We start from the raw sequence: 26,704 nt of genomic DNA, 5'->3' as shown, positions 1-26,704 counted from the left end.
AGTTATAATCGGTCATCTAGAACCAAAGGATAGAGAATAACGGCATTTTGTTGCAGCTTGTGGAGGTTGTCTCGTAAACTGTTGAAATTGGCTAAATTGAGAGTTTCTCCACCCGTGACTTGCCTCAATTGTGCTGTCAATGCCGTTACAGCAGGACTTTGGAGAAATTCGTCAAACTGTTGGGTAATCTGCTGCTGATTTTTTCTTAACTCTATGATGCGTTGTTGCTGGGCAGGAGTTCTATTAGCAGGTAAAATGCTTTCTAGTTGAACCAGTTCTTTACCGAGTTGAATCGCTCGATTTAAAATAGCTTCGTAGCCTTGCTGAATTTGCTGTTCTGAGGGAGTATTTGGGATTCCTTGAGCAGTTTGTTCGTTGCCCCGCACGTTGCTGAGATAATCTTCTAGTTCTTGAACTTTGAGTAAATCTAGAACTTGTTGGGCTTCGAGAACTCGGTCTTGTTTGAGGAGAAGGTCAGCTAAATAGCGATAATCTTTAGCAATTGTTTCGGTGTAGGATTGCTGTAATTCTTGAGGAAGTCCCTTGATATTCTTGCGAATCTCTTCTCTGACATTGACTGATTGCTTGAAGAATGCGATCGCTAATTCCGGCTGGTGCTGTTTCTCCAGCAAGTAACCGATATTGTTGAGAGCATTTGCTCGATCTGCCTGGTCGCCAAATTCCTGGAGAATTACCAAAGATTGCTGATAATATTTCCTGGCTAATTCGTACTGTCCTTGCTCAAAATATACTTCGCCAATATTGCCGATCGTTACCCCTTCTGACTGCTTATAGCCAAGGGGTTTGATAATGGTTAAAGCTTGCTGTAATACCTGTAATGCTTGTTCATATTTTCCTTGTTCGCGGTAAACAAATCCAATATTTTGTAGCGTCACTGCTTCGAGATTTTTTTTGTCTATTTTGTCATCAATTGTTTTGACGACTGCTAAGGCTTCTTGATAGAACTTCAAGGCTAATTCGTACTTTCCTAATCTAGAGTGAATGGTTGCGATCGCATTGAGATTTCTCACTTCACCTCCAATGCTGCCAATCGCGCCCCTGCCAGATACAAGTAGTACGGGTTTTCGGCTGAGATCTAAGGATTCTTGATAGAACTTCAAAGCCAGTTCGTACTGTCCTAACGCCTGGTAAAGCCTCCCCGTGTTGAACAGCATTGCCCCCCGATACTCCGCGAAATATGGTGGAGGAATGGCTAAGGCTTGCTGATAGGAATTCAAGGCTAATTCATACTCTCCCAGGTTGGTGTAAGCTATGCCAATTTGGTTGAGAGTTAACCCTTCCGCATCCTTCTGACCAAGTTTTCTATTAATGACTAGGGCTTGTTGGAATTTCTCTATAGCTTCTCGATATTGACTGCGATTGACCAGCTGAAGACCTTGATCGTCGTAAGTTCTCCTCATCACGTTTAGGGTTGTTTTTTGCTCTTCGCCATCGCCCACTTCCCGTTGAATTGGCAAAGCTTGCTGCAAGTAATTTAATGCTTGCTCATACTCTTTCTTTCTGTAGTAAACATATCCAATGTTGGAGAGGGTTTTCCCAACGCCTGCCTTGTCACCTATCTCTTGATAAATCAATAAGGCTTGATTGAATTTCCTTATAGCTCTTTCAAAGTTATCCCCAGCAATGAGATAAAAGCCTTCTCTAAACAGGCGATCCGCTATAGCTTTCCTATCTTGATTTGTTTGCGCCTGTGCGACTGGGGGCGAGAGGCTCAAGCTTGGTGGTAAAAAGGGAGAAGTTACCGAAAGCAGCAGAGTGGTAAAGCCGAGGCTAACTAGATGTAGACGCATAGTTGGGTTCTCCATCAAGGGCGTGTAACTGGAAAGTTGAAAGTATGAATGCGGAATGTTAAAGAATTAGACTGTTTTCATAAATGTTAAAGCTATCGGTAATAGGTACTATAACAACAGTTCTAAGCCTGATTCCCGATTGCTTGGGGAAATACGTAGGGTGCTGTCTTCCCGCAGAGTACGGCACCATTTAACCCGGAAGGTGCGTGAGGGAGATCTTCCAATGTTGGCCTTGATTTTGGTCATTTCTCCCCCTCACGCACCCTACTTAATCTACTGATGGGGAGTTCACCAACTATGAAATCAACTAGCGCAGCTGCTCTGATAATAAGTATGTGGGCGTTCAGTGGCTGGGGATGGGGAATTACTCAAGCCGCCGCACCTAATCGGGGGAGTTCTTTTAAAGACTGGTGTCAGCAACAAGCCAGTTTGTCAGCCGACACGAGAATCACTGTAGAGGTGCTGTTAGCAGCAGCAGGCACAAATGATTGCGAACTCGCTGCCAAAAATCTGTTAAGTCGCACAAAACTTGACCTCAACCAGAAAGGAATCAGCGATCTGAGTCCCTTATCAGAACTGACAAACTTGGAGGATCTTTCCCTCCACAACAACCGAATAACTGATATTCGCCCTTTGGCAGGACTAAAAAATCTGAAGCAGCTTTCTGTCGGAGGCAATCAAATTGCTGATATCAGCCCTCTGGCTGGGCTAAAAAACCTGGAGTCGCTTTCTCTTGGCAACAACCAAATTGCAGATGTCCGCCCTCTAGCAGGACTGACAAATTTGAATTGGCTTCACCTCTACAAGAACCAAATTTCAGATGTCAGCCCGTTAGCGGGACTGACAAAATTGACTAACCTCAACCTTGACAAAAACCAGATTGCAGATCTCCGCCCTCTGGCAGAACTGACAAACCTGACTCGGCTTGATGCGATCGCCAACCAGATCGCAGATATCAGAGGTCTAGAGAGACTCACTAACCTGAAGAAGCTTTATCTAATGGAAAACCAAATCGCAGATCTTAGCCCTCTGGCAGGACTAAACAACTTGACGGAGCTTTACCTGGAAGACAATCAAATTGCCGATCTCAGACCCTTGGCTAGACTGACAAATTTGAGGCGACTTGTTCTAACTTTCAACCAAATTAAAGATGTCGCTCCTCTGGCTGGACTCACTAACCTAGATTGGCTTAACCTCCGCTTCAATCAAATTGCAGATGTTCGCCCTCTGAGAGGACTAATAAACTTGACTGAGCTTTATCTACAAGATAATCAAATCAGAGATGTAAGTCCTCTGGCGAAGCTGACAAAATTGACGCAGCTTGAGCTTGATTACAACCAGATTGCAGATGTCAGTTCTTTGGCAGAATTGACAAACATAAAGCATCTTAATCTTGAAGGTAACCAAATAGATGTCCGCTCTTTAACAGGATTAAAAAATGTAAGTTCGCTTAATCTTGAGAACAATCAAATCAAAGATGTCAGTTATTTAGCAGGGCTAAAAAATCTGATTTCTCTTGACCTGGATAACAATCAAATACAAGATGTTAGTCCTCTAGTGGGATTGACAAACTTGACTTCGCTTTACCTTGCAGATAACCAAATCAAAGATATTAGTCCTTTAGCTTCTCTCGCAAAACTGAATGCTCTTAACCTTAAAGGCAGGCAGATCGAAGATGTTAGTCCTCTAGCCGGGTTGACCAACCTCTCTTGGCTCAATCTTGAAGGCAATCAAATCAAGGATGTTCGCCCTTTGGCAAAACTGATCAATTTGCGATCGCTTAATCTCCGCTTCAATCCAGTTGCAGATTTCACTCCTCTAGCAACACTGAAAAACCTGAGTTCACTTAATCTGGGAGATAATGCTATGGCGCGCCAAAATTGCCCAGTTACTGGCGCACAAGTTTGCCAGTTTTGATCGCCGGATTTACGGATCGATCCCCCCCAACCCCCAATGCCTTGGGGGGCTTTCCCGTTTCCCCCAAAGGGGGCTTTCTGCTTGCCCCCAAAGGTGGCTTTCTGGTTCCCCCCAAGGCATTGGGGGCTAGGGGGGATCGGCATTTGAGGGATTGCCTGCGTAAGTCCTGGAGAAATTAGAGATCGCATCCGCTACTCCTGCATAAATGACCTCACTTCTTCCAACGGTAATCCCAACGCTGCTGCTATTTGCTCTACCGTCAAACCCAAACCGAGCAAGCGCGGTATCGCTTCCCGTCGCGCTTGCGCTTCAGCTGTTCTCTCTTGTTCGGCAAGTTCGGCGCGCTGGCGTTCTTGTTCGGCGCGCTGGCGTTCTTGTTCGGCGCGGTGCTGCTCGATTTCAGCTCGCTCGCTGCCGGTTAGCAGTAAATTCCCCTGACTATCCCACCAGCGCAACCACCGCTGCGTTTGATTTTGATAGCTTCCCTGCCAAACTCCTAATTCAACTCCCAAGAGTTCGATCGGATAGTGTCCTCGTTCGTTTGGTGTTAGACGGCGGTACTGAGTGTTTACCAAGTTGTAGACCTCTAGTTCGCCGCTGTTGATTAGGAAAATAGCGTAGTAGGGAATGCGGATAATTTGCTCGTAAACCCAGAATTTGCCCGGTTTTCTGGTTTCAGCAGCAGTGCGCGATAGGGGAGTGCGATCGTGTTCTGGCGTTCCATCCCCACTCGCTAGTTCAATCGCAATCGCAGGCGCAATATATTCCCGCCACAGCACGTAGGAACGGCGAATTTCGCCATCAAGTAAGGGAGGAACGTTCGGCACGTAGAACCAATCCGGTGCTTCTGCACCTTGTTCCGGCGGTTCGGTTTCGCGCCAATAAATGCCGCAATCTTGTCCAATTGCGTATTGTCCGTCGGGGTGCAGACTTTGCAAAACCGAACCAATCGAGTCGGTGAGTAGAATACTTTGGGGATGTTCTTGAAAATTCTTCACAAACGTACCGTCTGATTCAGGCAGTTGGGTATGGTCCGGAAATGGAGGAGGAAGAATCCTGGGATTTGTGCTTTGAGTCATGTCTGGGGACTAAATTAAAGATGATAGCAGTGACTTACAGGCGACGATCCTAGAAAGCGGGTTGCTGCATATTTCATAGAAACCCGCTTTCTTTGCGTAAATGGATAAGTTACCAGCAGCTTCTCTCCTCTATTTTGCCTCGTGCCAAATAACTGTTAACTCTGGATTCCCTGCCGAAATTCTGCCAAAGCTTGAGTATGATTTGCTAAGTTGATGCAGCGCATCAACAGCGCTACATCTAAATTGCGGAGTATTTGCGACTGGAGGATGTTCTCATATCCCTCATCCCCCAGCGCATAAAACGAAAGTTGCCCTTTTTCCCAAAACCAAACTTCAGGAATTTGCAGAGGTTTGTCAGCTTCGAGTTTGTCAATCCCTCCACTGGTGACGATAACTTCTATTGCTGAATCGGGACCTTCTCTATCAGGACTTAGTTCATAAGATTTGTCTGCTTCCCGTTTGACTCGTCCAGATTCGCTTTCCAGAGTCATAGAACCAGTGGGAGTAAAATCTAACCCCAAGAATTCCAGATATATTTCCCACAAAGCACCGATGGGTTCTTTTATAGTTTCGTGTTTTTTCCCTGGAATTTTACGAATCTCTAAAACTCCATCCAGAAAAGATAGTCTGATATGATGTCCGCCTAATTACCCTTAATAAAAATCTCACCGCGTCACCGTGTCACCCCCTCAGAGGAATTCGCTAAATAGATGGGTGATTAACCGGACATCATATGACTCCTGGGCGAGCAATTAGCTGTTCCACAACTTTGAATTCGCGCCTGGTTAACCCGTCGATTAAAATTGGTTCTGCTTCTTTTTCCAGAGGTGTAACTGTCATTTTTGTCAACTCCCTTCTACATTCATTGCTGATAACACCGCCTGCTGACTGACATTCTTGTAAATTCCATCTAGATATTGCATCACAACCTGAGTATCCTGACCTTTTGAGCGATTTTCTGCGTCAGATGTGGGGGGAATTGACCCCAAGACATCTAAAACCGTCTCGCTACCAGGCGGCGCAATTACTACGAGGGAAGATTCCAGAGGTTCGTTATATTGCCAAAATTGGTTGATTTGTAGCGGGTATGAAGGGGGTGGTGGAGGTTGTGGAATCGGGGATGTTTCTGAGTCAGATGCTTCACCAGCAGCGCTTCGCATTTGGCGCAATGCGGATAGAATATCTTCTTTGGAACGACCCCGCAATTGGAATAGGACAAAGGGGTCTTCCTCGAAGCGATCGCCCAATACGTAATATACTGCCCCGATATGCTTGCAAGGAACTGCTTTATCCGGACAACTGCAATGCGATCGCACTTCAGATAAGCTAAACGGAAATAAAGACAACCCATTCGCCGTAAACACATCTTGGATATTCTGCGGCATTTCCCCCGCTAACAGTTTTGCAGAAAATATCGCCTGCTGGGATAAAGTTTCGATGACATAATCCCATTGTTCATCGCTGAAAGGATCTAACCACAAAGAAACATCATATTTAGGTTGTTCTCTCCCTCTAACTTCAGCAACTACTTTTGGTCCTTGAAACTCAAAGCTAAGCACGTTACCCTGACGCGCATAATCTCGCGCTCTTTCTAACCGTTTCTTGAAGCGGTAGGAGTTGAGTAAATCCAGCCACCCTTGCACCCACCATTCTCTTTGTGTTTGGTCGTTATTCATTTTTTTCCTTTTTTACTTTTTAATCTCTAATTGCTAATTGCTAATTGCTGTTTGACTATTAGCTATTAGCCATTAGCCATTAGCCATTAGCCATTAGCCATTAGCTATTTATTCATCATCTATTACTGAACTTCGGTCTAATATTAGCAAGTTCCGTAATTGGTCTGTATCTAGTTCTGTTAGCCATTGTTCTCCTGCACCTACGACTTGTTCTGCTAGGGCTTTTTTACTTTCGATTAAATCGTGTATTTTTTCTTCTAAAGTGCCGTTGCAGACAAATTTATGCACTTGAACGTTGCGGGTTTGACCAATCCGAAATACCCTGTCTGTGGCTTGATTTTCCACCGCTGGATTCCACCATCGGTCAAAGTGGAAAACGTGAGTGGCGCGGGTTAAGTTAAGACCAACCCCACCTGCTTTAAGGGATAAAATAAAGATTTTTGGTCCTTCGGGGTCGTTTTGGAAGCGGTCGATCATTTCTTCCCGTTGTTTTTTGGCGGTGCTGCCATATAAAAATAATACCTCTTGTTCGAGTTGTTTTTCCAGATGGGGTTTTAGAAGTTTACCCCACTCGGCGAATTGGGTGAAAATTAACGCACTATCGCCTTCTGCAACCAATTCTTCTAACATCTCATCCAATCGCTGGAGTTTCCCGGATTGTTGCGAACTAATTCCGGATTTTTCTGTCTCATTTTTTTCCTTAAATAAAACCGGATGATTGCAGATTTGTTTGAGTTTAGTTATCAAGGCTAAAATCATTCCCTTGCGCTTAATTCCATCGGCAGATTCGATTTCATCCAGGGATGATTCGACGATTTTTTGATAAAGCGTTGCTTGTTCTACTGTGAGGGGACAGAAGACAGTCATCTCCTGTTTTTCTGGTAAATCTTGGATAATTTCCTTATCGGTTTTGAGGCGGCGGAGGATGAAGGGTTGTACGAGCGATCGCAATGTTTTCAACGACTCTCCATCCCCATATTTTTCAATTGGAATTCCAAACCTTCGCTGGAAGAATTGTCGCTGCCCCAAATATCCTGGATTGAGAAAATCCATGATTGACCAAAGTTCCGCTAAGCGGTTTTCTACCGGAGTTCCTGTCAGCGCAATGCGAAATTGTGTCGGCAATTCCCTTACTGCTTTCGACTGCTTCGCGTCTGGATTCTTAATATTTTGTGCTTCATCCAACACGACTCCCCGCCAATTAATACTTTGGAGGTCTTTCGCATCCCGAAACACCAGCGGATAGCTAGTAATAACTAAATGCTTATCCTTAACCGCCTTAGCTAATGCTTTCCCTTTCGCGCGTTTATCTCCGTGATGCATTAAAGTTGTAATTGAGGGTCCAAATTTCTTAACTTCGCGTTCCCAGTTCCCTAAAACTGAAGTGGGAGAAAGTAGCAATACAGGTGCTTCTAATGCTTCTTGCTCTTGGAGGTGTAAAATAAAAGCAATGAACTGAATGGCTTTACCAAGGCCCATGTCGTCCGCCAAACAAGCTCCTAAACCCCATTGTTCTAGGAAAGATAGCCAACCGACTCCTCGTTCTTGATATGGTCGTAATGTTCCCTTAAAACTTTTAGGTACAATCGGTTCAATTGCGCGATTATTAGTTAAATTAGATAGCAATTCCTCAAGCGTTCCTGATGCTTCAAAACTAACTACGGGCAATTTTTCTATCATTTGAGTATCGCCCGTACTTAACCGCAAAGCATCTTCTAAAGATAGTGCCATTTGCTCTTTACGCGAGGCGAAGAATGCTTGTGCGGCGCGAACATCTTGGGCGCGCAACTCCACCCACTCCCCATTAATCTCGACTAGGGGCGTATTCTGCGCTACCAGTCGGTCAAATTCAGCTTTGGATAAAGTTTGTCCACCAATAGACAATTCCCATTTAAAATTCAACAAGCTTTGCAAACCTATCCTCTCCTCCTTTCCTCCCCTTCGCCAGGAGGGGATCTCAGGCGTTTCAGCTTGAATTTTCAAACCTAAGCGGTTCGCCCATCCTTCCTGACTTGCCAAAGAAGGCGGTAAAATGACACCGAGTCCGCTATCTTTCAGTCGCCACGCCGCCGACTTGATAAACTCATACGCCTGTAGGGGTGTTAAAAGGCAAGATTGGGGACGCCTTTCCCGTAAGCTGGGTTCAATCGGTGCAAATAACCTTGCTGCTAAACCCAAACCCTGCAAAAAAGTTTCCTGGGGATGGTTAATTTTCCGACCTTGGTGGACTAATTCAGCAGTAGTGTGGTTCCATATTCTCGCCGCACTAACTAAAAACTCGCCATCGTCTGCTGCTTGTAAGAAATACTCCAACCTCCAGCTATTTTCCCCCGTTCCAGGTGGATGGATGGAAAAGCAGGTGCGATACAAGTTCTGTCCCAATCCTTGCGATGGCGAGACGACGATATAATCTTGTACGGCAGCTGTCCAATTTTGCAGTGTAGTTTCCAGGCGTCCCACCGCTTCACCCGTTGCCTGGACTAAGTTATCGGATACTCTAGAAAGTGCTTGTAACCACTCCCGCACCGGAGTTGCTGCTGTGGGTGGGGTAGAATTTCCCCAAGCACGCACCTGAGCATCTATCGTACTCCTTAAGAATTCTAGTAATAATTTTTCTGGTGCCGCTGGCAAGTCCAAAAATGGATAATTGAGTAATTCTGATGCCCCATCTTGATAAGTGCGACAAGCACCCGGCAAAAGCTGAGCAAAGTTTTCCAACCGCTCCCGATCTACGGCACTATCTAACAAGGGTTGCCAACAAGCGACGACAGAACCATCGTTTTTTCGGTACATTCCAGGTATAAATTTACCCCTGGACAGTAAATCTAAACTCCAGCGACAAACCTGCGCCCAAAACCGCAATTCTCCCCCTAAGTAAGCATCTGATGCTTTAAAAGAACTTAGGGGCAATGCTTGTAAAAATTTCATCCCATCGGTAGCATTTAAACACAATCCTTCAACTTCCCAGGGATATAGATATAGATCGTTTATTTCCCCCGCTACCTTGGGGGAATAAATCGGGTAGGTGGGTTTGTCTGCCACAATCCGAGTCGGGGATGCGATCGCATGACTTTTCCATCGTTTCCCACCCCCATATGCCACTTCTCCCTTGCCTTTTCCCTTGGCGGCAGAGGGAGATGCTTCTATATCGAGTCTGTGAGAACGTAAAAAAGTAACTAATTCCGCCTGCGCCATCGCCAACGGGTGAGATAATATCCCATCTTTTCTCCCCGCTTCCACCAAAGATGTTTGAGGACGCCAAGTTTCTCCCCAAATAAATAAATAACCACCCTGATGTTGAGGTATCCAGTTTCCGTGTAAAATTGCCATGCCAGAATTTATTTGAATTACTCTTTCTTCACAAAAGATTGATTGTTGTCTTTTTAGGTCAGAGACAATCCGGAGCGGGTATTTGTTCCATGCCAACTAGGCATATCGAATTTTACCCATCCAAGTTAAGCTAAAATCTGAAATTCTCCAGTCAATTCAAGCTTATATTTTACCTCAGATGATAATCCAACTGCCCAGCCGAAAATTATTAACAAATTCAGCTAAAATAGAAATAGATTGGATGCGTGAGTCAGAAAAAGAAGCGGTCAGGAATCTGTTGAACGCGGTAATTCTTGAAGGTAAAACCTATCCGCAAGAACAACCTCTTTCTGAGTCAGAATTCGCTGCTTACTGGCTGAGTTCGGATGCGTTTGTCGCCAGAGCAATTGACGACACAACAACATCAGGCCCAGGAGAAGTTTTAGGATCTTTCTATCTGAAACCCAACTTTCCCGGACGCTCAAGCCATATTTGCAACGCTGGTTTTATTGTACAACGGGGAGAGCGAGGTAAGGGGATCGGTCGGTTAATGGGAGAAGCAATGCTGGAAATTGCCGCGAGTCGAGGCTATCAGGGTGTAATGTTTAACTTGGTGTTTGAAACCAACATACCCTCCCTCAACCTGTGGCAGTCTTTAGGATTTCAAACGATTGGGCGGATTCCCAACGCGGCGCTTCTTGTAGAGGGACAAGTAGTTGATGCTTTGATACTTTATCGATCCCTTGCTTGAAGCAAAAGCTATTACCCATGACCCATTACCAAACACCACCCGTATAACAGTGCTACGATTGCGACAGATAAAGAATTGTGATAGAGACGGAAAGAATGGTAGAGATTGACAAATCAATATCCTTTGACGGAAGGGATATTCGACTAAAGGTTGGCTTACTCGCACCACAGGCAGGAGGTTCCGTCTTAATTCAGTCGGGAGATACAGCCGTTTTGGTGACGGCAACCCGTTCCGGTGCCAGAGAGGGCATCGATTTTTTACCGTTATTGGTAGATTACGAAGAAAGACTTTACGCCGCTGGACGAATTCCGGGCGGTTTCTTGCGGCGGGAGGGGCGTCCGCCAGAAAAAGTCATTCTCACCAGTCGTTTGATCGATCGTCCTTTGCGCCCCTTATTTCCCATTTGGTTGCGCGAGGATATTCAAATCGTAGCGACAACCCTATCGATGGACGAGCAAGTGCCGCCCGATGTGCTAGCTGTTACCGGGGCTTCCATTGCCACGTTACTAGCAAAGATACCGTTTAACGGGCCGATGGCAGCCGTGCGGGTTGGATTAGTAGGAGATGATTTCATTATCAATCCCACGTATAAGGAAATCGAAGACGGCGACCTAGATTTAGTCGTTGCGGGTTCTCCTGAAGGCGTGGTGATGGTAGAAGCAGGGGCGAACCAATTGCCGGAAGCGGATATTATCGAAGCAATTGACTTCGGGTATGAAGCGGTGCGCGACTTAATTGCGGCGCAGGAAGAATTGCTCAAAGAACTGGGGATAGATTTGGTGCAAGAAGCGCCACCGGAAGTAGACCCGACACTGGAGAATTTTATCCGCGATCGCGGCAACGAACCGATCAAAAAGATCCTGTCCCAGTTCGAGTTAGATAAAAACCAACGGGATGCCGCATTAGATGAAGTTAAAGCATCAATAGAACAAGCGATCGCCGAACTGCCAGAAGAAGACCCCGTGCGAGTTGCCGCCGCCGCAGACAGCAAAGCCGTCGGCAACACGTTTAAAGATATCACCAAATACTTCATGCGCCGTCAGATCGTCGAAGACGGAGTGCGAGTAGACGGACGCAAACTCGACGAAGTACGTCCCGTCTCTTGTCGCGTCGGAGTCTTACCGCAACGAGTCCACGGCAGCGGTTTATTTAACCGCGGACTCACCCAAGTCATGTCCGTCGTCACCCTGGGAACCCCCGGCGACGCCCAAGAACTCGCCGACGACCTGCATCCAGAAGACCAAAAGCGGTATCTGCACCACTATAATTTCCCCCCCTTCTCCGTGGGAGAAACCAAACCCCTGCGCGCACCCGGACGCCGCGAAATCGGTCACGGTGCTTTAGCAGAACGCGCCTTAGTGCCCGTTTTGCCCCCCAAAGACCAATTTCCCTACGTCATCCGGGTCGTATCGGAAGTACTTTCTTCCAACGGTTCCACCTCGATGGGTTCGGTCTGCGGTTCAACGTTGGGTTTAATGGATGCTGGCGTACCGATTACCAAACCCGTCAGCGGTGCAGCAATGGGTTTAATTAAAGATGGCGATGAAGTCCGCATCTTAACCGATATTCAGGGGATTGAAGACTTCTTAGGCGATATGGACTTCAAAGTCGCCGGGACGGATAGCGGCATCACCGCATTGCAAATGGATATGAAAATCAACGGTTTATCGATGGATACCATCGCCAAAGCCATTGAGCAAGCTCGTCCCGCACGATTGCATATCCTGGAGAAAATGCTGGCGACAATTGACCAACCCCGAACGGAAATGTCGCCCTTTGCCCCACGCCTGCTGACGCTTAAAATCGAACCAGAATTTATCGGTTTGGTCATCGGCCCTGGTGGTAAAACTATTAAAGGGATCACCGAAGAAACAGGTGCAAAAATTGACATCGAAGATGATGGAACCGTTACCATTTCTGCTAACGATGTTGAAAAAGCCGAACGCGCTCGCACTATCGTCTTCAACATGACGCGGAAACTCCAAGAAGGAGATGTTTACGCCGGTCGCGTCACTCGAATTATTCCCATCGGTGCTTTTGTGGAATTTCTTCCCGGTAAAGAAGGGATGATTCATATTTCCCAACTCGCAGACTACCGCGTTGGAAAAGTCGAGGATGAAGTTGCCGTCGGTGACGAAGTGATCGTCAAAGTACGGGAAATTGATAACAAAGGTCGCATCAATCTCACGCGCTTAGGCATTCATCCAGAAGAAGCAGCAGCAGCACGGGAAGCTGGCAACAAGCGCTAAACCGATTTGAGATTTTAGATTTTATATTCGTGCCAAATTAAAATCTAAAATCTGGCTTAAATAACTGACTAAAAAGCTTCTGAAACCAGAAGCTTTTTTGATTTTTATTCAAGAACCACAAAACTTACGCAAAACTTCTATATGTAGTAGGGTGCGTTAGTAACGCACCATTCCACCATATTTATTGTCACTGCGTAAGTCCTGACCTAAACAGAAAGATATAGGACTTACGCACGACGATCTGAGCAACCGGGTTTCTGCGTATATCTCTAGTTGCCAAACCGACGATTTTTCACAGAAAAAAAGGTGATTTTGCTTAATTGCTGATCTCCCCAGCTTATCTAATATAGCAATCGCCAAGGCAGTTAGGACGATAAATTATTTCGACTAATTCAAAAATAGTTTTAAGAAATGACGTTATCTTGAATAAAAATAGAAAATTTTATCGCTTCAAATCGGGGATAAAATTAATGAAAAAATCAACTTTTACCAAAATTTATTTTTAAATAAATCGCTAATTTGATGAGTTAATAAATTAACAGAAGACCGCCTTTGTTCTTGATGAGAACGATCTTCAACAGTTGACAGTTGACAGTTGACAGTTGACAGTTATGGAAAGAAACCGGGTTTCACCTGAAAAATCCTTTATGAAACTCTAGATCGCAGAAGAAACAAAGGTGATCAGATAGGATTGTAACTCTGGGAAATTAATTTTTCCTTTCCCCTTTAAAGGGGGAGGATCTAAACCGATTGTTTCTGGTAATACAGAGAGGAAAAAGGCAATCAACGATTACTTTTTCCCTCTCCCCGACCAGAAGTTATTCTCATTTTCATCATCTGGCAAATTTAGTATATTCAATCATTGACAAAAGCTGCAATTTCTGAAACATTCACGAATGGCTAGACCCGGATCGGTTGAGTCATTTACTTGTCATAATTGTTCGGGGTGCGTTGGCTCTAGTCGGTCGCAGGCATTGATTTTTGTCTGCTCAGGTGCAAAATATAAGTACTGACTGAATTCATGATTAACCAAATGTTCAATAAACCCAAATTTGTTGGGTGTTTAGCACCTGGGAAAAGGCTGATTTTCGGTTTTATTTCTTTAATCTCAGCCATTTTAGTGATTTTAGGTGGTTCGCTGACAGGCGATCCAGCTGCCAGTCAAACTATTAACCTAGTTGAACAAGTCCGGATCAAACCGAGTACGGTAGTCGGTAAACCGGGTTTTTTCCAGGTTGGTCAATCAATGCAAGATCGTTGGTGGTTCATCGATCCAGAAGGCAAACCATTTTTCTACAAGGGGGTGACATCAGTCGGTTCTGGTCGAGGTGTTCCCCCATCGGCAGTTTATCCCGGTTACAGTGAGGTGATTATGCAGAAATATGGTAAGGACTCCACGGCGTTTCGCGAGGCTACCTATGAGCGGCTACGTCGCTGGAATTTTAACGCTTTGGGAGCATGGACGGCACTAGATTTGTTGGATGGGGATATGCCTTATACAATAGTGCTTGATTTTGCCAGAGTCGGTCCAGAAATTAAGTCAGATGGTGTGAGAATACCTGATGTTTTCGCACCGGAATGGCTGAAGGGGATTGATCGGCAAGCACAAACATTTGTTGCTCCTCGGCGTAACAATAGAATGCTGGTTGGGTATTTTACCGATAATGAATTAGGTTGGGGGGAGATAGACAATCCCGATCAACAAGGTAAGCTCAACTCAGATCTGTTACTTACAAATGAGCTGAAACCATCTTTACTACAGGTTTGCCTGAGCCTTGATTCCCATCGACCAGCTTACCAAGCTGCGTGGGATTTTGTTTTAAGCCGACATAATGGCAGTCTGGAGACGCTAGCGCAAGATTGGCAAGTCAATATTGATACTCCAGAACAAGTGCGACAATGGACAAACGCAAAACAAGCCATTGTTTCCAGAGGCTATTTAGCCGATTACAGAGCGTTTCTGGCGGAATTCGCCCAACGATATTTTGAGCAGTCAGCCGCAGCAATCCACCGTTACGATACAAATCACTTAATTTTAGGTTGTCGATTTGGTGCGCCTCCTAGTGATGCGGTTTTTTCAGCCGTGAAGAAACCTTGGGTTGATGTAGTATCAGCGAACAATTATCGTTATCAAATGTATGAGCGGATGGACATCTACTACAAAGCGACACAATTACCCATACTCAATGGTGAGTTTAGTTGGGGACATCGTGTTTTTTCAGAGCGTCCTTTGCCAAACGAACCTGAAGCAGGACTTCCAGCGACAGAACGGATGACAAGGAATGGCGAACAGGCATTGACCCGTGCTTGGACTCATCCAAGTCTTGTCGGTTATACCTGGTATCGCTGGGTCGATCAACCGACCAATAAACCACCTTATTTGCCACCTGTTAGTTTAGGTTTAGTGACTCTTGAAGATGAACCCAATCGTTGGCATACGGATTTACTGACCAAATTGAATGCCCAAGCTGAAGCGATCGCTCTTGGGATAAATTAACAATATTGAATTATTTCCCTACATGAACTTTTGCACATCTGACCCAATCAAGTATTTTGCTGAGCCGTATAATCAGAATTTAGGAGTTGTTAAAGCCCTGGGAAAGCCTGTGGAAAAGCTTGATTTATCGCCTTTGACTCTGCCCCTCAATGCTTTATCATACAGAGAGCGAAAAGGCAATGATTGCCTTTCCCTCTCCCCGACCAGGTGCAATTCTCATTTTCATCCCCAGTTAAATTGAGCATATTCACTCATTGACGAAAGCTCCACTTTCTTAACCTGTCACTAATGTAAATGCCCTTCAAAATCTCCTCTCTCAATTGAAAGATATTTACATTCATTCCAGAGGAAGAGGGAAAATAAATTTCAGCTTTGTAAGCTGATTTAAGTCACAGTGCAGATCTTGAGATAAAGGAATTAATATCATGGCGAAGAAACAACAAAGCAAGGGCAAGCAAGGCTTTGCTTCTATGGATGAGGAAAAACAACGGGAAATAGCCAGCAAAGGTGGTAGAACCTCCCATAAAGGCGAAGAACCTGATACCAACGGTGACGTAGAAGATGAAGACAACGAAAATGAAGGTAAAGGCAAGCAAGGTTTTGCTTCCATGGATAAAGAAAAAGTGCGCGAAATAGCTAGCAAAGGCGGAAAAGCTTCCCATCGCGGTGCTTCTGACGATGAAGATGAACAACAAGATGAAGAAGATGGCGTTAGCGAAAAAATATACTCGTTAATTGACATTCTCCAAGAAGATTTAACTGCTGTAGATGTTGATACGGCAACGGCAGCTATTGACGAGTGGTATCAGCAGCTTAAAGGTTCCAAAAATAAAGACCTCAAGCAAATTGCCACCAATCTTAAAAACTTGAGAAAAGTGGTTACAAGTGAGGAAGCTGATGAGTCTGAAATCGCTGAAATCTTGATTTCTATCGGAGAACAGATCGGTGAATACGCATCCAACGCCGATGAAAACATTTCCGATCCATTACAAGAGTTAAGTGCAGTACTGATTGACGCTGGCGATTCCCTCGAATAATATAACCTCACAGGCATAATTTACAGCGCTCTTTGGTGGTCTTGCGTGGCGACCAAAGAACGCTGTAAAGTTGTGAAAGTCACGACTGACGCACAGAAACCGGGTTATCAAATCATCAATTTTTGCTAGGGGCACGGCGTTCAATCATTTTTGGTTTTAGCCAAAGATCCTCAATGCCGTGCCCCTACACCCTGTAATTTCAAATCGTCAATTGTTGGTCAATACAAAAATTATCAAATCATCAATTGTTGCTAGGGGCACGGCGTTCAATCATTTTTGGTTTTAGCCAAAGATCCTCAATGCCGTGCCCCTACATCCTGCAATTTATTTCACGGCTAATTCATCGGATTTCAAACTAGAAAACAATCTTTCCCAGTTTTTAGCCACTTCGCCATTTTCTGCTTCTTTGACCTCAAACGTGACATTGCAAGCTTTGGGTTGTTCGAGTGAATAGACGCAAAGTTCTGCCACATCTTCCCGACTAACTTTGCCCTTGATATTGTCGCCTTGGTCAAACATTAGCGCCTTACCCCCCGCTTCTTCAGTCAGCGCACAGGGACGGATAATCGTATAAGGAATTCGACTTTGGCGGAGGACTTCTTCTCCCCGCAATTTCCAAGTTAAAATTCCTCCCAATTGGTCGTTTAATCTGACCGCAGGTGGTTCTTCTTCTAAATTAATTCCAGGTCGTCCAGGACGAGTAACCCCAGCAGAACTTACCATGACAAATTTTGGTAATGTTTTGCCTCCATAAGCTTTAATCGATTCTACTTCCAACTGAAACAAACCCGGTTGGAATTTCGGGTTCAATTGCCCGTCGTATTCAAACTTACTCAGCATTAACTGAAACGAATAAATTTGACTCGCGTCGATGGGTGCTGCATCTTTTACAGTCTTGGCGCGAAATACTGGAATTAAATCCTTGAAAGGAATGCGAACTGTTGTCCAGATGTTGTAGACAGTATCGAAAGAATAAGCGTAACCAATTCCATCCCAAGCGGAATTGCTGCGGATGAAAAATTTATACCGCTTCCCATCCCCTCTGACGCGCAATTCGATTCCTTCGTATCCAGATAAGTTAATCCCAGGGTTAAAATTGCGCGTGCGAACTGAAGCAAAACCGCCCGAATTCGCCGTAGATACATTGCCAAAAAATACAGCAGTATCGTTCGCGAATCGAATTGAACTTTCGCTGACGCCACCCATTACCACATCATCTAAAGCACCCCAAGTTTCTTTTAGATCGGCTGATGGTTTAGTAAAATCGAATACCAGTTTTTCGCCGTCCCGATTCAGATTGGCGGCAGCAGCTTGGACTAAATTCTTGATACCGCGATATTCCACATTTTCCGGCGTATCGCCTACTATTTCTGGTTGGTAAAATTTGATGCCTTGATTATACTTATCCCGCTCCGGTGTATCTCCTTCTACAGGTTGCACGCGGACGCCGATGCCAGAAACGATCGCACGCACATCGCGCATAACTTCGGCAGTCAGGGTTTCGGGTATGGTAATGTCTCCGAAGACGATTTCTACCTTGTCGCCGAGTAGCGCTTTTGCTCTGTCCGGATCGCGCGCGATCGCTCGCACCCGATAACCCTTCGCCAACAATCGCCGCACCACTCGCTTCCCGACTCCACCCGTCGCACCGGCGACTAGGACTACACCCATTTTGTTATCTCCGCCTTGGTTCTGTTGTTTCTTCTCGCTACGACCTGTAAATAGTTCTTGCAGCCAGCTAATGCTCCCAATAAACGGGATTATGCCAAAATATGCTAGGGTTTTGCCAAATCTTAGCGCGTCCCATTGTCCAGATTCTTTTTGACTCATCGACTTGTCCTCGCCCTCTGTTACAAGCTTACATAATTTGTAAAGTTAGTTAACGAAGATGAAGGAGCGAAGAAACTGGCGATTCTTGGAGCGATAGCTTCGCTTCACGCGCAGCGTGCCGAAGAGACAAACTGATGCGAACGCCAGCGTTGCTACAAAGCCGTTACCAGGTTTTATCCCAGGTCAATCAGGTGACCCGATTCAGCGGAATTCGCTTGGTTAAGATGGTCATGAATTCCCCGTTAGGAGCAGGCATAAGGAAGCTCCATTCGCTGATCTGGGCGAATTTGAGCGTGTAAAGCCAACGGATTGTGTAGTTGACGCCGTAGCTCGATCCGAAAATCATTACCCTGACAAGCTCGTAATCGCCTGTCGGCGGTGGGAGGCTATCCACACCAGGAATGAACGACGACGGTAAAGTGTCGCCATTGCCTGGTACGAAGCCTAAAGTTTGCGTGTAAGCCATTTGCGGCGGGAAACTTAGTATCGTTTCCCACCGAGTGTCAAATTTTGTCATGATAAATGAGCCTCCTAGGTTGTTAGGGGGTAGTCGTCGTGTAGGGGATGTGCGAGATCTCCTATACGGCGCAATTGGTTGTAGGCTAGATTCCCAATCTCTTTGGATACTGTGCAAGCCACTAAGATCCTAAAATTACCATGCCTTTTTTTAGAATGTTAATCGCCGCATTTGTATCGCGACAAATCTCAACACCACAATTAGGACATGAATGAGTTCTAGTGCTTAATGACTTTTTCACTCTGTTTCCGTTTAGTAGCTTGGCTTTTCTAGCCATCATGCTCCTAATTTATCACAAAATACTGGGAATAAAACATTTAATCTAAATAAAAATCCGCCCTTTGATATCGCTCAACTGCCTTGCTCTAAAGCCAAAATTTTATTCAGTAAAAAATGCAGTATTAAATGCAGTAATGCAGTAATGCAGTAATTAAGTATATCAGGTAGTGTAAAAGCAGAGATCGCACGAACAGAATAACCAGTTAACGGTAATTCTGGTTATGAGGCGGGGCGCGATCGCATGTGGCATTTGCGTAATTACTGTAATTTTAAGCGGTCAAACCCGCTAAAATTAGCAATATACCGTATTAATTAATTGTGATATAAATGCTAAAATAATAGAATGATAAACCTGACTTACGCCTATAAAATTAATCCAACTTCAGACCAAGCGGCACTTATTGAGCAGACGCTAGAAGTGTGCCGAAAAGTTTGGAATTATGCTTGACAAGAACGTAAAGATTGGATTAAATCGCGTAAGTGCAGGGTAGATGCTTGCTCAATTCAAGAGGAGTATATAATTCCAGCAGATGCTCCTTACCCCAACAAAGGTTTTCAAGAAAAGGCACTAACAGTCGCCAAGAAAACCAATGAAGAACTAAGAAGTGTAAACGCCCAGGTTTTACAACAAGTACTGAGGAAACTAGACACCGCATTTGACGACATGAAGCGAAAAGGAAATGGATTCCCGCGTTTCTTGAAGTTTGGACGGATGCGGTCATTTGTTTATCCTCAAATGCTTGTTAACCCGGTTGGCTCTGGCTGGGTAAAACTTCCACAGTTGGGCAAAGTCGAAGTTATCATGCATCGACCAATCCCTAGTGGATTTGAATTGAAGCAAGCACGCATTGTCAAGAAAGCATCGGGATATTATGTCATGCTGTCATTGCAGCTTGATGTAAATGTTCCTGACATTCCTCCATCAGGACGCCCATTAGGGATTGACGTAGGGCTAGAAAAGTTTCTAGCAACATCCGATGGCGAGTTGATTAAAAGGCCCAGATTCTTCAATACTTTGGCAAGTAAGCTGAAATTGCTACAACGCCGATTAAAGCATAAAAAGAACGGGTCTAACAATAAAGCTAAACTTGCTAGGAAAATAGCTAGAGTTCACGAACAAATACACGACACTCGGAAGGACTTTCATTTCAAGTTGGCTCATCACCTATGGGACCAGGCAGGAATGATATTTGCAGAACAACTGAACCTCAAAGGTATGGCTAAAGGAATGCTGGGTAAGCATACCTTAGACGCCGGATGGGGTCAGTTTTTGCAGTTATTGTCCTGGGTTTGTTGGAAGCGTGGAGTGTATTTTGCCAAGGTTGAAGCGGCAGGTACATCACAGACTTGCCCAGAATGTGATGCGAATGTGTCTAAGAACTTATCGGTCCCTTGTACATGAGTGTCCTGAATGTGGATATAAGACAGATCGTGATGTAGCAGCCGCTCAAGTAATTAGAAACCGAGGTGTCTGGAGCCGTTGGACAGACGGTGGAAGAAATTGCCTGTGGACGGGATGCGTCGGGGACTGGTTCGTCCAGTCTAGATGGCACCGGAAGAGACAGGAAATTCTTTGAAGCGATTCTGGGAAGCCCCCACCATAATCTTTGATTTGGTGGGGGAGGATGTCACTCGTGAGTCGTACCATCTGGCATAATTGCACCGCTGAGCTTGGCATTTTCCAGGTTGGCGCCATTCAGTTTTGCTTGTTTTAAGTTAGCTTTTTCTAGATTGGCATTACTCAAGTTTGCCCCACGAAGATCTGCTGAACTTAGGTCAGCTTCAATCAAATTGCTGTCAGAAAGGTTAGCGCCGCAGAGATTAAGACCACTCAAGTTTTGTCCGCTCAGATTTGCGCCACAAAAGTTGACTCCAACCAAACTTACTCCAGTCAAGTTAGCACCGCTTAGATCTGCTTCACTCAGGTCAGCTTGGGTTAGCTTCGCATTAGTAAAATCCGCTCCAATTAGGTTAGCACTATTTAGGTAAGCGCTGCTTAAGTTTGCTCCATTTAATGTTGCAGTAGTTAAGTTAGCGCCATTTAAGCAAGCCTGAGTAAGATTCGCTTCATTTAGATTTGCAGTAGTTAAATTAGCCCCAACCAGTTTAGCTCCGTTTAAAGTTGCTCCACAAAGGTTAGCCGCAGTTAAGTTAGCATAAGTTAGGTTGGCTTCCTTTAAGGTTGCTTGACTTAAATTCGCATCAAGGAGTTGTACGTACACCAAGTTAGCATTGTTTAAGTTAGCACCACTAAAGTTGCTTCCAATTAAGTATGCTTCGTCTAGGTTTGTTAGGCTTAAGTTTGCTCCTTGCAAATTTGCCTCGATCAGATGAACTCTACCCAGGGATTTTTCAGTCAAATTAACTCCAGCTAGGTTAATCCCTTTAAAGTGTCGTTCTTCCTCTTTATACCGTTTCAAAAATTCTTCCACATCGACAGCAGTTTCCTGACTTGCTTTGGTAAAATCATCAGCCGCTTTATTTTCAGTGGGTTCATCACGAGCAACAATTACAGGAATAGTTGGGTTTTGTATGACAGTTTCGCTCAATTCTACCTGTGACGTTTCATTAGGCGATGCTTCTATTTGCTGGTTAAGTTGTTCAATTGCCCGCTCAATCCTATCAATCTCGTTCAGAGGTTCAGAATTATCAGTAATGCTACTTTCCGATGCTTTAGTAGCCAGGAAATTATTGAACTTTATGTTAAGCTTTTGGGTAATATCGTCTATTTGAGATTTAAGCCCTGTCACATATTTCTTCAAAACAACTTGCTGCTGTTCCAGTTGTGAAATCCTAGAAGCCAAGGCGGCTAAATCCAGTTGCTCGGTAACCATTTTCATTAATTTATAGCCTGTTTAGGCTATTTTCTCCGATCGGGCTGCTGTCTGGAACAGAGAAATTACTTAAATAGAGTTTTTAATTCTAGCCAACTGTTAGGGGAAAATACATAACTCAGCTACTCAGAAACCCGGTTTCTTAAAGAAACAGGGTTTCTCGGTTTTATGGTTATTGTTTATCATCAACGATACCATTGAGATAGAGGAGTGAGCGAAGCGCTAATACACATGACAGATGAAACGAGGCAGGAAATAGCCAGACAACTTGCTAGCGAACTAGCATCAAGAACGCTCATTCCCCCCAGAAGAGCAGGTCAAAGCTTTAAAACCTTTGGTGAATTCAAAAGAACAATAGGTTCGGCGGGTACAGAAACAGCTTGGCATCATATTGTTGGACAAACTACCTCGAATGTACAGAGATTTGGTGCAGAAGCAATTCACAATACAGGTAATCTTGTTTGACTACCTCACGGTCAAGGTTCAATTCATCAGGAAATTAGCAATTTTTACAGTTCAATTCAGCCAGAACTGACTGGTTCTTCAGATGTCACAGTCAGAGAGTGGATTGGTAATCAATCTTATGAAGAACAACAAGACTTTGGAATTAGAGTTATTATAGCTTTTGGAGGGACAGTAGAATGATTACCTTAGACGTACAATCAATTTTAAGCTCAATTGGTAACGAAGTGCGCTGGCAAGACATTGTGCAGTTTGAAAAGCTAGATGCTCGCGTAGCAATAGCTAACGATCTTTGTGCAAATATTATTGGTGTAAATGAGGACTATATAGAGTGGTGTCCAAATGATGACCCTCCAAACAGTTTGGAAACTTTGATTTGGTGGTGGGTTGTTCGTCCGGATTTGGGGGCAGCTATAGCTATTGAAGCTCCTCAAGAACTGAAAGAGATTATTGGTAATTACATTTTACAAAACTAAAATTTATGGCAATCTCTTCTTTTAAAATAGATACAAAAACCCTGGACAAATCCCTATGAAAACTCTCAAGGCCAAAAACCTAACTTTGGGCGAGGTGAACCGTTTGTTAGGCTTTCAAGATCGGTACGATGGCTGATTTACAACCTTACTATCCCTAGAACCTTTGACAGAGTTTGAACAGCAGGAACTTACACAAATCCGGAATGACTTTCGTTATTACCTTTCATCCAGTAAAGTATCTGAAGGAGCGATCAAAGCTCTCACCACTTTTCCATTATTGCGATTAGCTGGCTTCTATCGCTACCCAATCCAGATTTCTATAGAAGAGAGTATTGCTGACATTAGCATTGAAGATAAAGACACAATTATTACAGGTATGTTTGATATTCTAGCTGTTAACAAGACAACAGAAACAACTGCGATCGCAAGTTTTTGGATATTAGTAATCGAATCTAAAAATAGTGGTGTTGAGGTTCGCCAAGGATTGCCTGAATTGCTAACTTATGCTTATCAAACTTTGGAATTGCAATCATCGGTTTGGGGACTGGCAACGAATGGACTGCAATATTTGTTGGCGTACCTTAAACAAGGAAATCCACCCACATATCAGTTAATGCCAGAATTGCACCTGATGGAATCTGAACGTTCAATTCAGTTGTTACAAGTTCTGAAAGCTATCTGCAAGCTGCAATCTGCATCGTGAGGGAGGCAGCGATCGCATCCTAATCGGCTTTCTTATGCCAATTACCATCGTCGCCTTTTTCATAGTCGCGCTTGACGGCACTCGAAGCAACTTTAAAAGCAGTTTCTTCCTCTTCATACTCTTTGACTGCATTGTTAAACGCAGCGAGGAAAATCTCTTGAGCGTGCTTGGGTAGGTGAGATTTGACAGACTCGGGTAAATCTTCAATTTGTTGATAAGGCATGGTTGCGCTTCCCCGTCAGGTTATAATATCAACCTGCTTTTTCCGATTGGCAACTTCATGGCTCTAAAGAGGGATTTTTGGACTTAAGATCGGGGAGGAGTTTGGAGCGATCCGTTCGTAGTAGGCGCTTGAGCGCCGTCGATCAAGCGCCTACTACGAACGGTAGCGATCGCGCCTACCGCCACCAAAATCCTTATTGCCCAAACTCTAACCGCGCCTGCTCGACTATTTCAGCCGTCACGACATCTAATCCAGCTTCCCGCGCCAACTGCTCAATCCGCTGGCGAGCTTGAGAACGGACGAAAAAAGGAATATTTTTCAGCTTCGTCTTAGCTTCCGGCGTCCACTCTAAAACACCTGCAAAATCAGAATTACTCATAAAACATCAGCCTTCAACTATTAGCAGTCAACTTGGCTGCGGCAAATCAATTATTTGTCATATTTTACTGCCGTGATGGACAACGGGGAGAAACGGGTTTATTTTAATTGTCTGTTTGTTCAGATCTTGAACCAGTATTCAGCCGAGGCGGAGCCTCTAGCAACTCGTTCCCAGGTTCAACCTGGGAACGAGATCCGGGAGGTTCTACCTCCTTTGAGCCAAGATTTGAGCTTGCCCTAAATTTTAGATCGAGTCCCTTCGTATCCGACTTCTATGGGTGAACTACCCACCGCACAGGCGGATGGGGCTTCCAACTTGATTGAGGAATGCCGCATCTTGGGTTTGCGCCCGCGAGTTGGTCTTACTTCCTCTCGATTGGCGTTAGCCTCCCCCGTCCCAGAGGAGGACAGCATTATGATAGCTTCTGCTCTAATATTCATCGCTGCATTACCGTCTCTATCATGGTGAGTACCGCAACAAGGACAAGTCCACCTCCTAACATCTAGCGGCAACTCAGATATTTGGTAATGACAATTAGAGCAAAGCTTGGAACTGGGGAACCATCGATTTATTTCTATCAACTTCCCTCCACTACGTTCTAATTTGTAGTCCAAGAAATTGACAAAAGTTCCCCAGCCAGTATCAGACCCCCCTCTGTCCCCCCTATTAGGGGGGATGAAAGGGGGGTGATTGCGAACCATGCCGCAAGAAGATTGAGGTTTTCGACTACTACCACCTGATTATTATCAACTATCTTTCTAGATAGCTTGTGTAGGTAGTCTTGGCGGACATTGCTAACCTGTTCGTATACCCTAGCGACAATCTTATTTGCCTTTCGACGACGATTACTACCCTTTTTCTTGCGGGCAGCAATGCGCTGTTTTTTGGCTAATTTCCGTTCATATTTGGCTAAGTGTTTGGGGTTGGGATATTTGTGAACCTTACTGCCATCATAGGCAATAGCAAAATCCTTGATTCCTAAATCAATCCCAATAACCTTACCAACAGTTGTGGATACTGGATAGTCACCCCGCTCCTACAGTTTGTTTCCCATTCCTATAGGCTCAAAAAAAAGGCTCCTGCCTTAAGACAGGAGCCGCAGACTCTTTAGAAGAGAGACGCTTTAATTAAACTGAAACCTTAGTCAAGGTCAGGCATGAATAGCACTGGTTCAGTTTCGCGGTCGATGCCTTTTTCAAAGCCAGCAGCAGCGGCGCGAGCGCGACCGGCGTGCCACAGGTGACCGACTAGGAAGAAGAAGGCTAACACGAAGTGAGAGGTAGCCAACCAAGCACGGGGGTTAACGTAGTTGAAACCGTTAATTTCCGTGATCAGACCGCCCACAGAGTTCAAAGAACCGTTGGGAGCGTGGGTCATGTACTCAGCAGCACGACGAATTTGCCAAGGTTGAACGTCGTTGCGGATCTTGTCGAGGTCAATACCGTTGACACCGCGCAGGGGTTCCAACCAGGGGCCACGGAAATCCCAGAAGCGCATCGTTTCGCCACCAAGGATGATTTCGCCAGTAGGAGAGCGCATCAGGTATTTACCCAGACCAGTGGGGCCTTGAGCAGAACCGACGTTAGCACCCAACTTTTGGTCGCGCACCAAGAAGGTGAACGCTTGAGCTTGGGAAGATTCGGCGTTGGTAGGGCCGTAAAATTCGCTGGGATAAACGGTGTTGTTAAACCAGACGTAGCAAGCGGCGATAAAGCCCATCATAGATAGCGCGCCCAAGCTGTAGGAGAGATAAGCTTCTCCAGACCAGATGAAAGCGCGACGCGCCCAGCCGAAAGGCTTGGTGAGAATGTGCCAAATACCGCCAGAAATGCAGATCAGACCGATCCAAATGTGACCGCCGATCACGTCTTCCATGTTATCGACGCTGACGATCCAGCCGTCGCCGCCGAAGGGAGACTTGGTCAGATAACCGAAGATGGCACCGGGGTTCAAAGTCGGGTTGGTAATGATGCGAACATCACCACCACCGGGTGCCCAGGTATCGTAGACACCGCCAAAGAACATGGCCTTCAGCACCAGCAGCAGGGCACCAAGTCCCAACATAATCAGGTGGAAGCCCAAGATGGTGGTCATCTTGTTCTTGTCTTTCCAGTCGTAACCAAAGAAAGAGGAGTATTCTTCCAGGGTTTCCGGACCGCGAACCGCGTGATAGATACCGCCAAGACCGAGAACGGCAGAAGAAATCAGGTGCAGAACACCGACCACAAAGTAGGGGAAGGTATCGATTACTTCACCGCCAGGACCAACACCCCAACCCAGGGTAGCGAGGTGAGGCAGTAGAATCGTGCCCTGTTCGTACATCGGCTTTTCTGGGATATAGTGGGCGACTTCAAACAAAGTCATCGCACCAGCCCAGAATACAATCAGACCAGCGTGGGCAACGTGGGCACCCAGCAATTTACCGGAGAGATTAATCAGACGAGCGTTACCAGACCACCAGGCGAACCCGGACGATTCTTGGTCCCGATTGCCCATCATTGAAGTATTAGAGAGCGTTACCACGAGGTAATACCTCCTCAGGGAAGATAAAGTTTTCGTGCGGTTGATCCTGAGGCGACATCCAAGCGCGGATGCCCTCATTCAACAAAATGTTTTTCGTGTAGAAGGTTTCAAACTCTGGATCTTCGGCGGCGCGCAATTCTTGCGACACGAAG

The 26,704-nt window shown here is 45.1% G+C and carries 26 protein-coding genes and 1 pseudogene; 11 read left to right on the top strand and 16 right to left on the bottom strand.

The genetic code is table 11. The features are described from left to right. Positions 1 to 2: 2 nt before the first annotated feature. On the bottom strand, positions 3 to 1,811 hold the full coding sequence (locus tag ACE1CM_RS08225) for a tetratricopeptide repeat protein (RefSeq protein ID WP_374876917.1): 1,809 nt from the start codon (positions 1,809 to 1,811) through the stop codon (positions 3 to 5). A 297-nt stretch (positions 1,812 to 2,108) separates the two neighbouring features. Between ACE1CM_RS08225 and ACE1CM_RS08220 the strand changes: the two genes are divergently transcribed. Then, the gene (locus ACE1CM_RS08220; protein WP_374876916.1) at positions 2,109 to 3,728 is read left to right on the top strand and encodes a leucine-rich repeat domain-containing protein; all 1,620 of its coding nucleotides are present in this window, start codon (positions 2,109 to 2,111) and stop codon (positions 3,726 to 3,728) included. A 191-nt stretch (positions 3,729 to 3,919) separates the two neighbouring features. On the opposite strand, the gene ACE1CM_RS08215 is transcribed toward ACE1CM_RS08220, so the two are convergent. The 4 genes from ACE1CM_RS08215 to ACE1CM_RS08200 form a co-directional block, all read right to left on the bottom strand. Beyond that, the gene (locus ACE1CM_RS08215; RefSeq protein WP_374876915.1) at positions 3,920 to 4,807 is read right to left on the bottom strand and encodes a Uma2 family endonuclease; all 888 of its coding nucleotides are present in this window, start codon (positions 4,805 to 4,807) and stop codon (positions 3,920 to 3,922) included. Between the two features lie 155 nt (positions 4,808 to 4,962). After that, positions 4,963 to 5,298, bottom strand: a complete 336-nt coding sequence (locus ACE1CM_RS08210) for a hypothetical protein (protein WP_374876914.1) — start codon at positions 5,296 to 5,298, stop codon at positions 4,963 to 4,965. A gap of 354 nt (positions 5,299 to 5,652) precedes the next feature. After that, the gene (locus tag ACE1CM_RS08205; protein WP_374876913.1) at positions 5,653 to 6,483 is read right to left on the bottom strand and encodes an SWIM zinc finger family protein; all 831 of its coding nucleotides are present in this window, start codon (positions 6,481 to 6,483) and stop codon (positions 5,653 to 5,655) included. Positions 6,484 to 6,591: 108 nt separating this feature from the next. Then, positions 6,592 to 9,813 carry a DEAD/DEAH box helicase gene (locus tag ACE1CM_RS08200; protein ID WP_374876912.1) on the bottom strand — a complete coding sequence of 1,074 codons (3,222 nt, stop codon included), beginning with the start codon at positions 9,811 to 9,813 and terminating at the stop codon, positions 6,592 to 6,594. Positions 9,814 to 10,054: 241 nt separating this feature from the next. On the opposite strand from ACE1CM_RS08200, the gene ACE1CM_RS08195 reads away from it, so the two are divergent. From ACE1CM_RS08195 to ACE1CM_RS08180, 4 genes are all read left to right on the top strand, one after another. Then, a complete protein-coding gene (locus tag ACE1CM_RS08195) occupies positions 10,055 to 10,543 on the top strand; it encodes a GNAT family N-acetyltransferase (RefSeq protein WP_374876911.1) in 489 nt (162 codons plus the stop codon). 95 nt (positions 10,544 to 10,638) lie between these two features. Next, the gene (locus tag ACE1CM_RS08190) at positions 10,639 to 12,792 is read left to right on the top strand and encodes a polyribonucleotide nucleotidyltransferase (protein WP_374876910.1); all 2,154 of its coding nucleotides are present in this window, start codon (positions 10,639 to 10,641) and stop codon (positions 12,790 to 12,792) included. Positions 12,793 to 13,825: 1,033 nt separating this feature from the next. Further along, a complete protein-coding gene (locus ACE1CM_RS08185; RefSeq protein ID WP_374876909.1) occupies positions 13,826 to 15,289 on the top strand; it encodes a hypothetical protein in 1,464 nt (487 codons plus the stop codon). Between the two features lie 425 nt (positions 15,290 to 15,714). Further along, positions 15,715 to 16,326, top strand: coding sequence for a KGG domain-containing protein (locus ACE1CM_RS08180; RefSeq protein ID WP_374876908.1), 612 nt, complete (start codon positions 15,715 to 15,717; stop codon positions 16,324 to 16,326). Positions 16,327 to 16,650: 324 nt separating this feature from the next. On the opposite strand, the gene ACE1CM_RS08175 is transcribed toward ACE1CM_RS08180, so the two are convergent. The 3 genes from ACE1CM_RS08175 to ACE1CM_RS08165 all read right to left on the bottom strand — a co-directional run bounded on the left by ACE1CM_RS08175 (position 16,651) and on the right by ACE1CM_RS08165 (position 18,950). Further along, positions 16,651 to 18,156, bottom strand: coding sequence for a CIA30 family protein (locus ACE1CM_RS08175; protein ID WP_374876907.1), 1,506 nt, complete (start codon positions 18,154 to 18,156; stop codon positions 16,651 to 16,653). A 187-nt stretch (positions 18,157 to 18,343) separates the two neighbouring features. Next, the gene (locus tag ACE1CM_RS08170; RefSeq protein WP_374876906.1) at positions 18,344 to 18,673 is read right to left on the bottom strand and encodes a hypothetical protein; all 330 of its coding nucleotides are present in this window, start codon (positions 18,671 to 18,673) and stop codon (positions 18,344 to 18,346) included. 121 nt (positions 18,674 to 18,794) lie between these two features. Next, complete coding sequence (locus ACE1CM_RS08165; protein WP_374876934.1) at positions 18,795 to 18,950, bottom strand: zinc ribbon domain-containing protein; 156 nt, start codon at positions 18,948 to 18,950, stop codon at positions 18,795 to 18,797. 345 nt (positions 18,951 to 19,295) lie between these two features. Here ACE1CM_RS08165 and ACE1CM_RS08160 point away from each other — a divergent pair, with 345 nt between their 5' ends. The 3 genes from ACE1CM_RS08160 (at position 19,296) to ACE1CM_RS08150 (ending at position 20,563) form a co-directional block, all read left to right on the top strand. Continuing rightward, positions 19,296 to 19,400 (top strand): helix-turn-helix domain-containing protein, encoded by a 105-nt coding sequence (locus tag ACE1CM_RS08160; protein ID WP_374876905.1) that lies wholly within the window; start codon positions 19,296 to 19,298, stop codon positions 19,398 to 19,400. A gap of 18 nt (positions 19,401 to 19,418) precedes the next feature. After that, the gene (locus ACE1CM_RS08155) at positions 19,419 to 20,354 is read left to right on the top strand and encodes an RNA-guided endonuclease InsQ/TnpB family protein (protein WP_374876933.1); all 936 of its coding nucleotides are present in this window, start codon (positions 19,419 to 19,421) and stop codon (positions 20,352 to 20,354) included. Between the two features lie 65 nt (positions 20,355 to 20,419). Continuing rightward, a complete protein-coding gene (locus tag ACE1CM_RS08150) occupies positions 20,420 to 20,563 on the top strand; it encodes a hypothetical protein (protein WP_374876903.1) in 144 nt (47 codons plus the stop codon). A gap of 17 nt (positions 20,564 to 20,580) precedes the next feature. Here the strand turns inward: ACE1CM_RS08150 and ACE1CM_RS08145 are convergent, their stop codons facing one another. Beyond that, a complete protein-coding gene (locus tag ACE1CM_RS08145; protein ID WP_374876902.1) occupies positions 20,581 to 21,792 on the bottom strand; it encodes a pentapeptide repeat-containing protein in 1,212 nt (403 codons plus the stop codon). A gap of 204 nt (positions 21,793 to 21,996) precedes the next feature. On the opposite strand from ACE1CM_RS08145, the gene ACE1CM_RS08140 reads away from it, so the two are divergent. From ACE1CM_RS08140 to ACE1CM_RS08130, 3 genes are all read left to right on the top strand, one after another. Next, entirely contained in the window at positions 21,997 to 22,251 is a 255-nt protein-coding gene (locus tag ACE1CM_RS08140) for a hypothetical protein (RefSeq protein WP_374876901.1), read from the top strand. A gap of 176 nt (positions 22,252 to 22,427) precedes the next feature. Beyond that, the gene (locus ACE1CM_RS08135) at positions 22,428 to 22,724 is read left to right on the top strand and encodes a hypothetical protein (RefSeq protein WP_374876900.1); all 297 of its coding nucleotides are present in this window, start codon (positions 22,428 to 22,430) and stop codon (positions 22,722 to 22,724) included. 163 nt (positions 22,725 to 22,887) lie between these two features. Then, the gene (locus ACE1CM_RS08130) at positions 22,888 to 23,427 is read left to right on the top strand and encodes a restriction endonuclease subunit R (RefSeq protein WP_374876899.1); all 540 of its coding nucleotides are present in this window, start codon (positions 22,888 to 22,890) and stop codon (positions 23,425 to 23,427) included. 19 nt (positions 23,428 to 23,446) lie between these two features. Here the strand turns inward: ACE1CM_RS08130 and ACE1CM_RS08125 are convergent, their stop codons facing one another. From ACE1CM_RS08125 to ACE1CM_RS08095, 7 genes and pseudogenes are all read right to left on the bottom strand, one after another. Further along, a complete protein-coding gene (locus ACE1CM_RS08125; RefSeq protein WP_374876898.1) occupies positions 23,447 to 23,650 on the bottom strand; it encodes a ChaB family protein in 204 nt (67 codons plus the stop codon). A 193-nt stretch (positions 23,651 to 23,843) separates the two neighbouring features. After that, positions 23,844 to 24,029 (bottom strand): PCP reductase family protein, encoded by a 186-nt coding sequence (locus ACE1CM_RS08120; protein ID WP_374876897.1) that lies wholly within the window; start codon positions 24,027 to 24,029, stop codon positions 23,844 to 23,846. Between the two features lie 236 nt (positions 24,030 to 24,265). Further along, positions 24,266 to 24,469 (bottom strand): hypothetical protein, encoded by a 204-nt coding sequence (locus tag ACE1CM_RS08115; RefSeq protein WP_374876937.1) that lies wholly within the window; start codon positions 24,467 to 24,469, stop codon positions 24,266 to 24,268. 48 nt (positions 24,470 to 24,517) lie between these two features. After that, positions 24,518 to 24,730: pseudogene (locus ACE1CM_RS08110) on the bottom strand (zinc ribbon domain-containing protein); the annotation flags it as partial. Further along, positions 24,628 to 24,990 carry a transposase gene (locus ACE1CM_RS08105; RefSeq protein WP_374876932.1) on the bottom strand — a complete coding sequence of 121 codons (363 nt, stop codon included), beginning with the start codon at positions 24,988 to 24,990 and terminating at the stop codon, positions 24,628 to 24,630. The pseudogene ACE1CM_RS08110 and the gene ACE1CM_RS08105, both read right to left, overlap by 103 nt. 179 nt (positions 24,991 to 25,169) lie before the next feature. Next, positions 25,170 to 26,552 carry a photosystem II reaction center protein CP43 gene (psbC, locus tag ACE1CM_RS08100; RefSeq protein ID WP_374876896.1) on the bottom strand — a complete coding sequence of 461 codons (1,383 nt, stop codon included), beginning with the start codon at positions 26,550 to 26,552 and terminating at the stop codon, positions 25,170 to 25,172. After that, on the bottom strand, positions 26,536 to 26,704 hold a 169-nt coding region (locus ACE1CM_RS08095; RefSeq protein WP_374876931.1), incomplete at its 5' end, for a photosystem II protein D2. The genes psbC and ACE1CM_RS08095, both read right to left, overlap by 17 nt.

The sequence above is a fragment of the Microseira sp. BLCC-F43 genome (genome assembly GCF_041929235.1).
In the GTDB taxonomy this organism is placed as follows: Bacteria; Cyanobacteriota; Cyanobacteriia; order Cyanobacteriales; family Aerosakkonemataceae; genus Microseira.
Note: the sequence above shows the minus strand (reverse complement) of the source record. Positions and strands in the feature narration are given on the sequence as shown.

Excerpts from the sequence above, each read along its gene's own strand:
- ACE1CM_RS08120 (WP_374876897.1), bottom strand. The coding sequence starts at position 24,029 with ATGAGTAATTCTGATTTTGCAGGTGTTTTAGAGTGGACGCCGGAAGCT.
- ACE1CM_RS08145 (WP_374876902.1), bottom strand. The coding sequence starts at position 21,792 with ATGAAAATGGTTACCGAGCAACTGGATTTAGCCGCCTTGGCTTCTAGG.
- ACE1CM_RS08175 (WP_374876907.1), bottom strand. The coding sequence starts at position 18,156 with ATGAGTCAAAAAGAATCTGGACAATGGGACGCGCTAAGATTTGGCAAA.
- ACE1CM_RS08160 (WP_374876905.1), top strand. The coding sequence starts at position 19,296 with ATGATAAACCTGACTTACGCCTATAAAATTAATCCAACTTCAGACCAA.
- ACE1CM_RS08115 (WP_374876937.1), bottom strand. The coding sequence starts at position 24,469 with ATGAATATTAGAGCAGAAGCTATCATAATGCTGTCCTCCTCTGGGACG.
- ACE1CM_RS08125 (WP_374876898.1), bottom strand. The coding sequence starts at position 23,650 with ATGCCTTATCAACAAATTGAAGATTTACCCGAGTCTGTCAAATCTCAC.
- ACE1CM_RS08180 (WP_374876908.1), top strand. The coding sequence starts at position 15,715 with ATGGCGAAGAAACAACAAAGCAAGGGCAAGCAAGGCTTTGCTTCTATG.
- ACE1CM_RS08200 (WP_374876912.1), bottom strand. The coding sequence starts at position 9,813 with ATGGCAATTTTACACGGAAACTGGATACCTCAACATCAGGGTGGTTAT.
- ACE1CM_RS08165 (WP_374876934.1), bottom strand. The coding sequence starts at position 18,950 with ATGGCTAGAAAAGCCAAGCTACTAAACGGAAACAGAGTGAAAAAGTCA.
- ACE1CM_RS08220 (WP_374876916.1), top strand. The coding sequence starts at position 2,109 with ATGAAATCAACTAGCGCAGCTGCTCTGATAATAAGTATGTGGGCGTTC.
- ACE1CM_RS08195 (WP_374876911.1), top strand. The coding sequence starts at position 10,055 with ATGCGTGAGTCAGAAAAAGAAGCGGTCAGGAATCTGTTGAACGCGGTA.
- ACE1CM_RS08185 (WP_374876909.1), top strand. The coding sequence starts at position 13,826 with ATGTTCAATAAACCCAAATTTGTTGGGTGTTTAGCACCTGGGAAAAGG.
- ACE1CM_RS08190 (WP_374876910.1), top strand. The coding sequence starts at position 10,639 with ATGGTAGAGATTGACAAATCAATATCCTTTGACGGAAGGGATATTCGA.
- ACE1CM_RS08205 (WP_374876913.1), bottom strand. The coding sequence starts at position 6,483 with ATGAATAACGACCAAACACAAAGAGAATGGTGGGTGCAAGGGTGGCTG.
- ACE1CM_RS08170 (WP_374876906.1), bottom strand. The coding sequence starts at position 18,673 with ATGACAAAATTTGACACTCGGTGGGAAACGATACTAAGTTTCCCGCCG.
- ACE1CM_RS08210 (WP_374876914.1), bottom strand. The coding sequence starts at position 5,298 with ATGACTCTGGAAAGCGAATCTGGACGAGTCAAACGGGAAGCAGACAAA.
- ACE1CM_RS08215 (WP_374876915.1), bottom strand. The coding sequence starts at position 4,807 with ATGACTCAAAGCACAAATCCCAGGATTCTTCCTCCTCCATTTCCGGAC.
- ACE1CM_RS08225 (WP_374876917.1), bottom strand. The coding sequence starts at position 1,811 with ATGCGTCTACATCTAGTTAGCCTCGGCTTTACCACTCTGCTGCTTTCG.
- ACE1CM_RS08135 (WP_374876900.1), top strand. The coding sequence starts at position 22,428 with ATGATTACCTTAGACGTACAATCAATTTTAAGCTCAATTGGTAACGAA.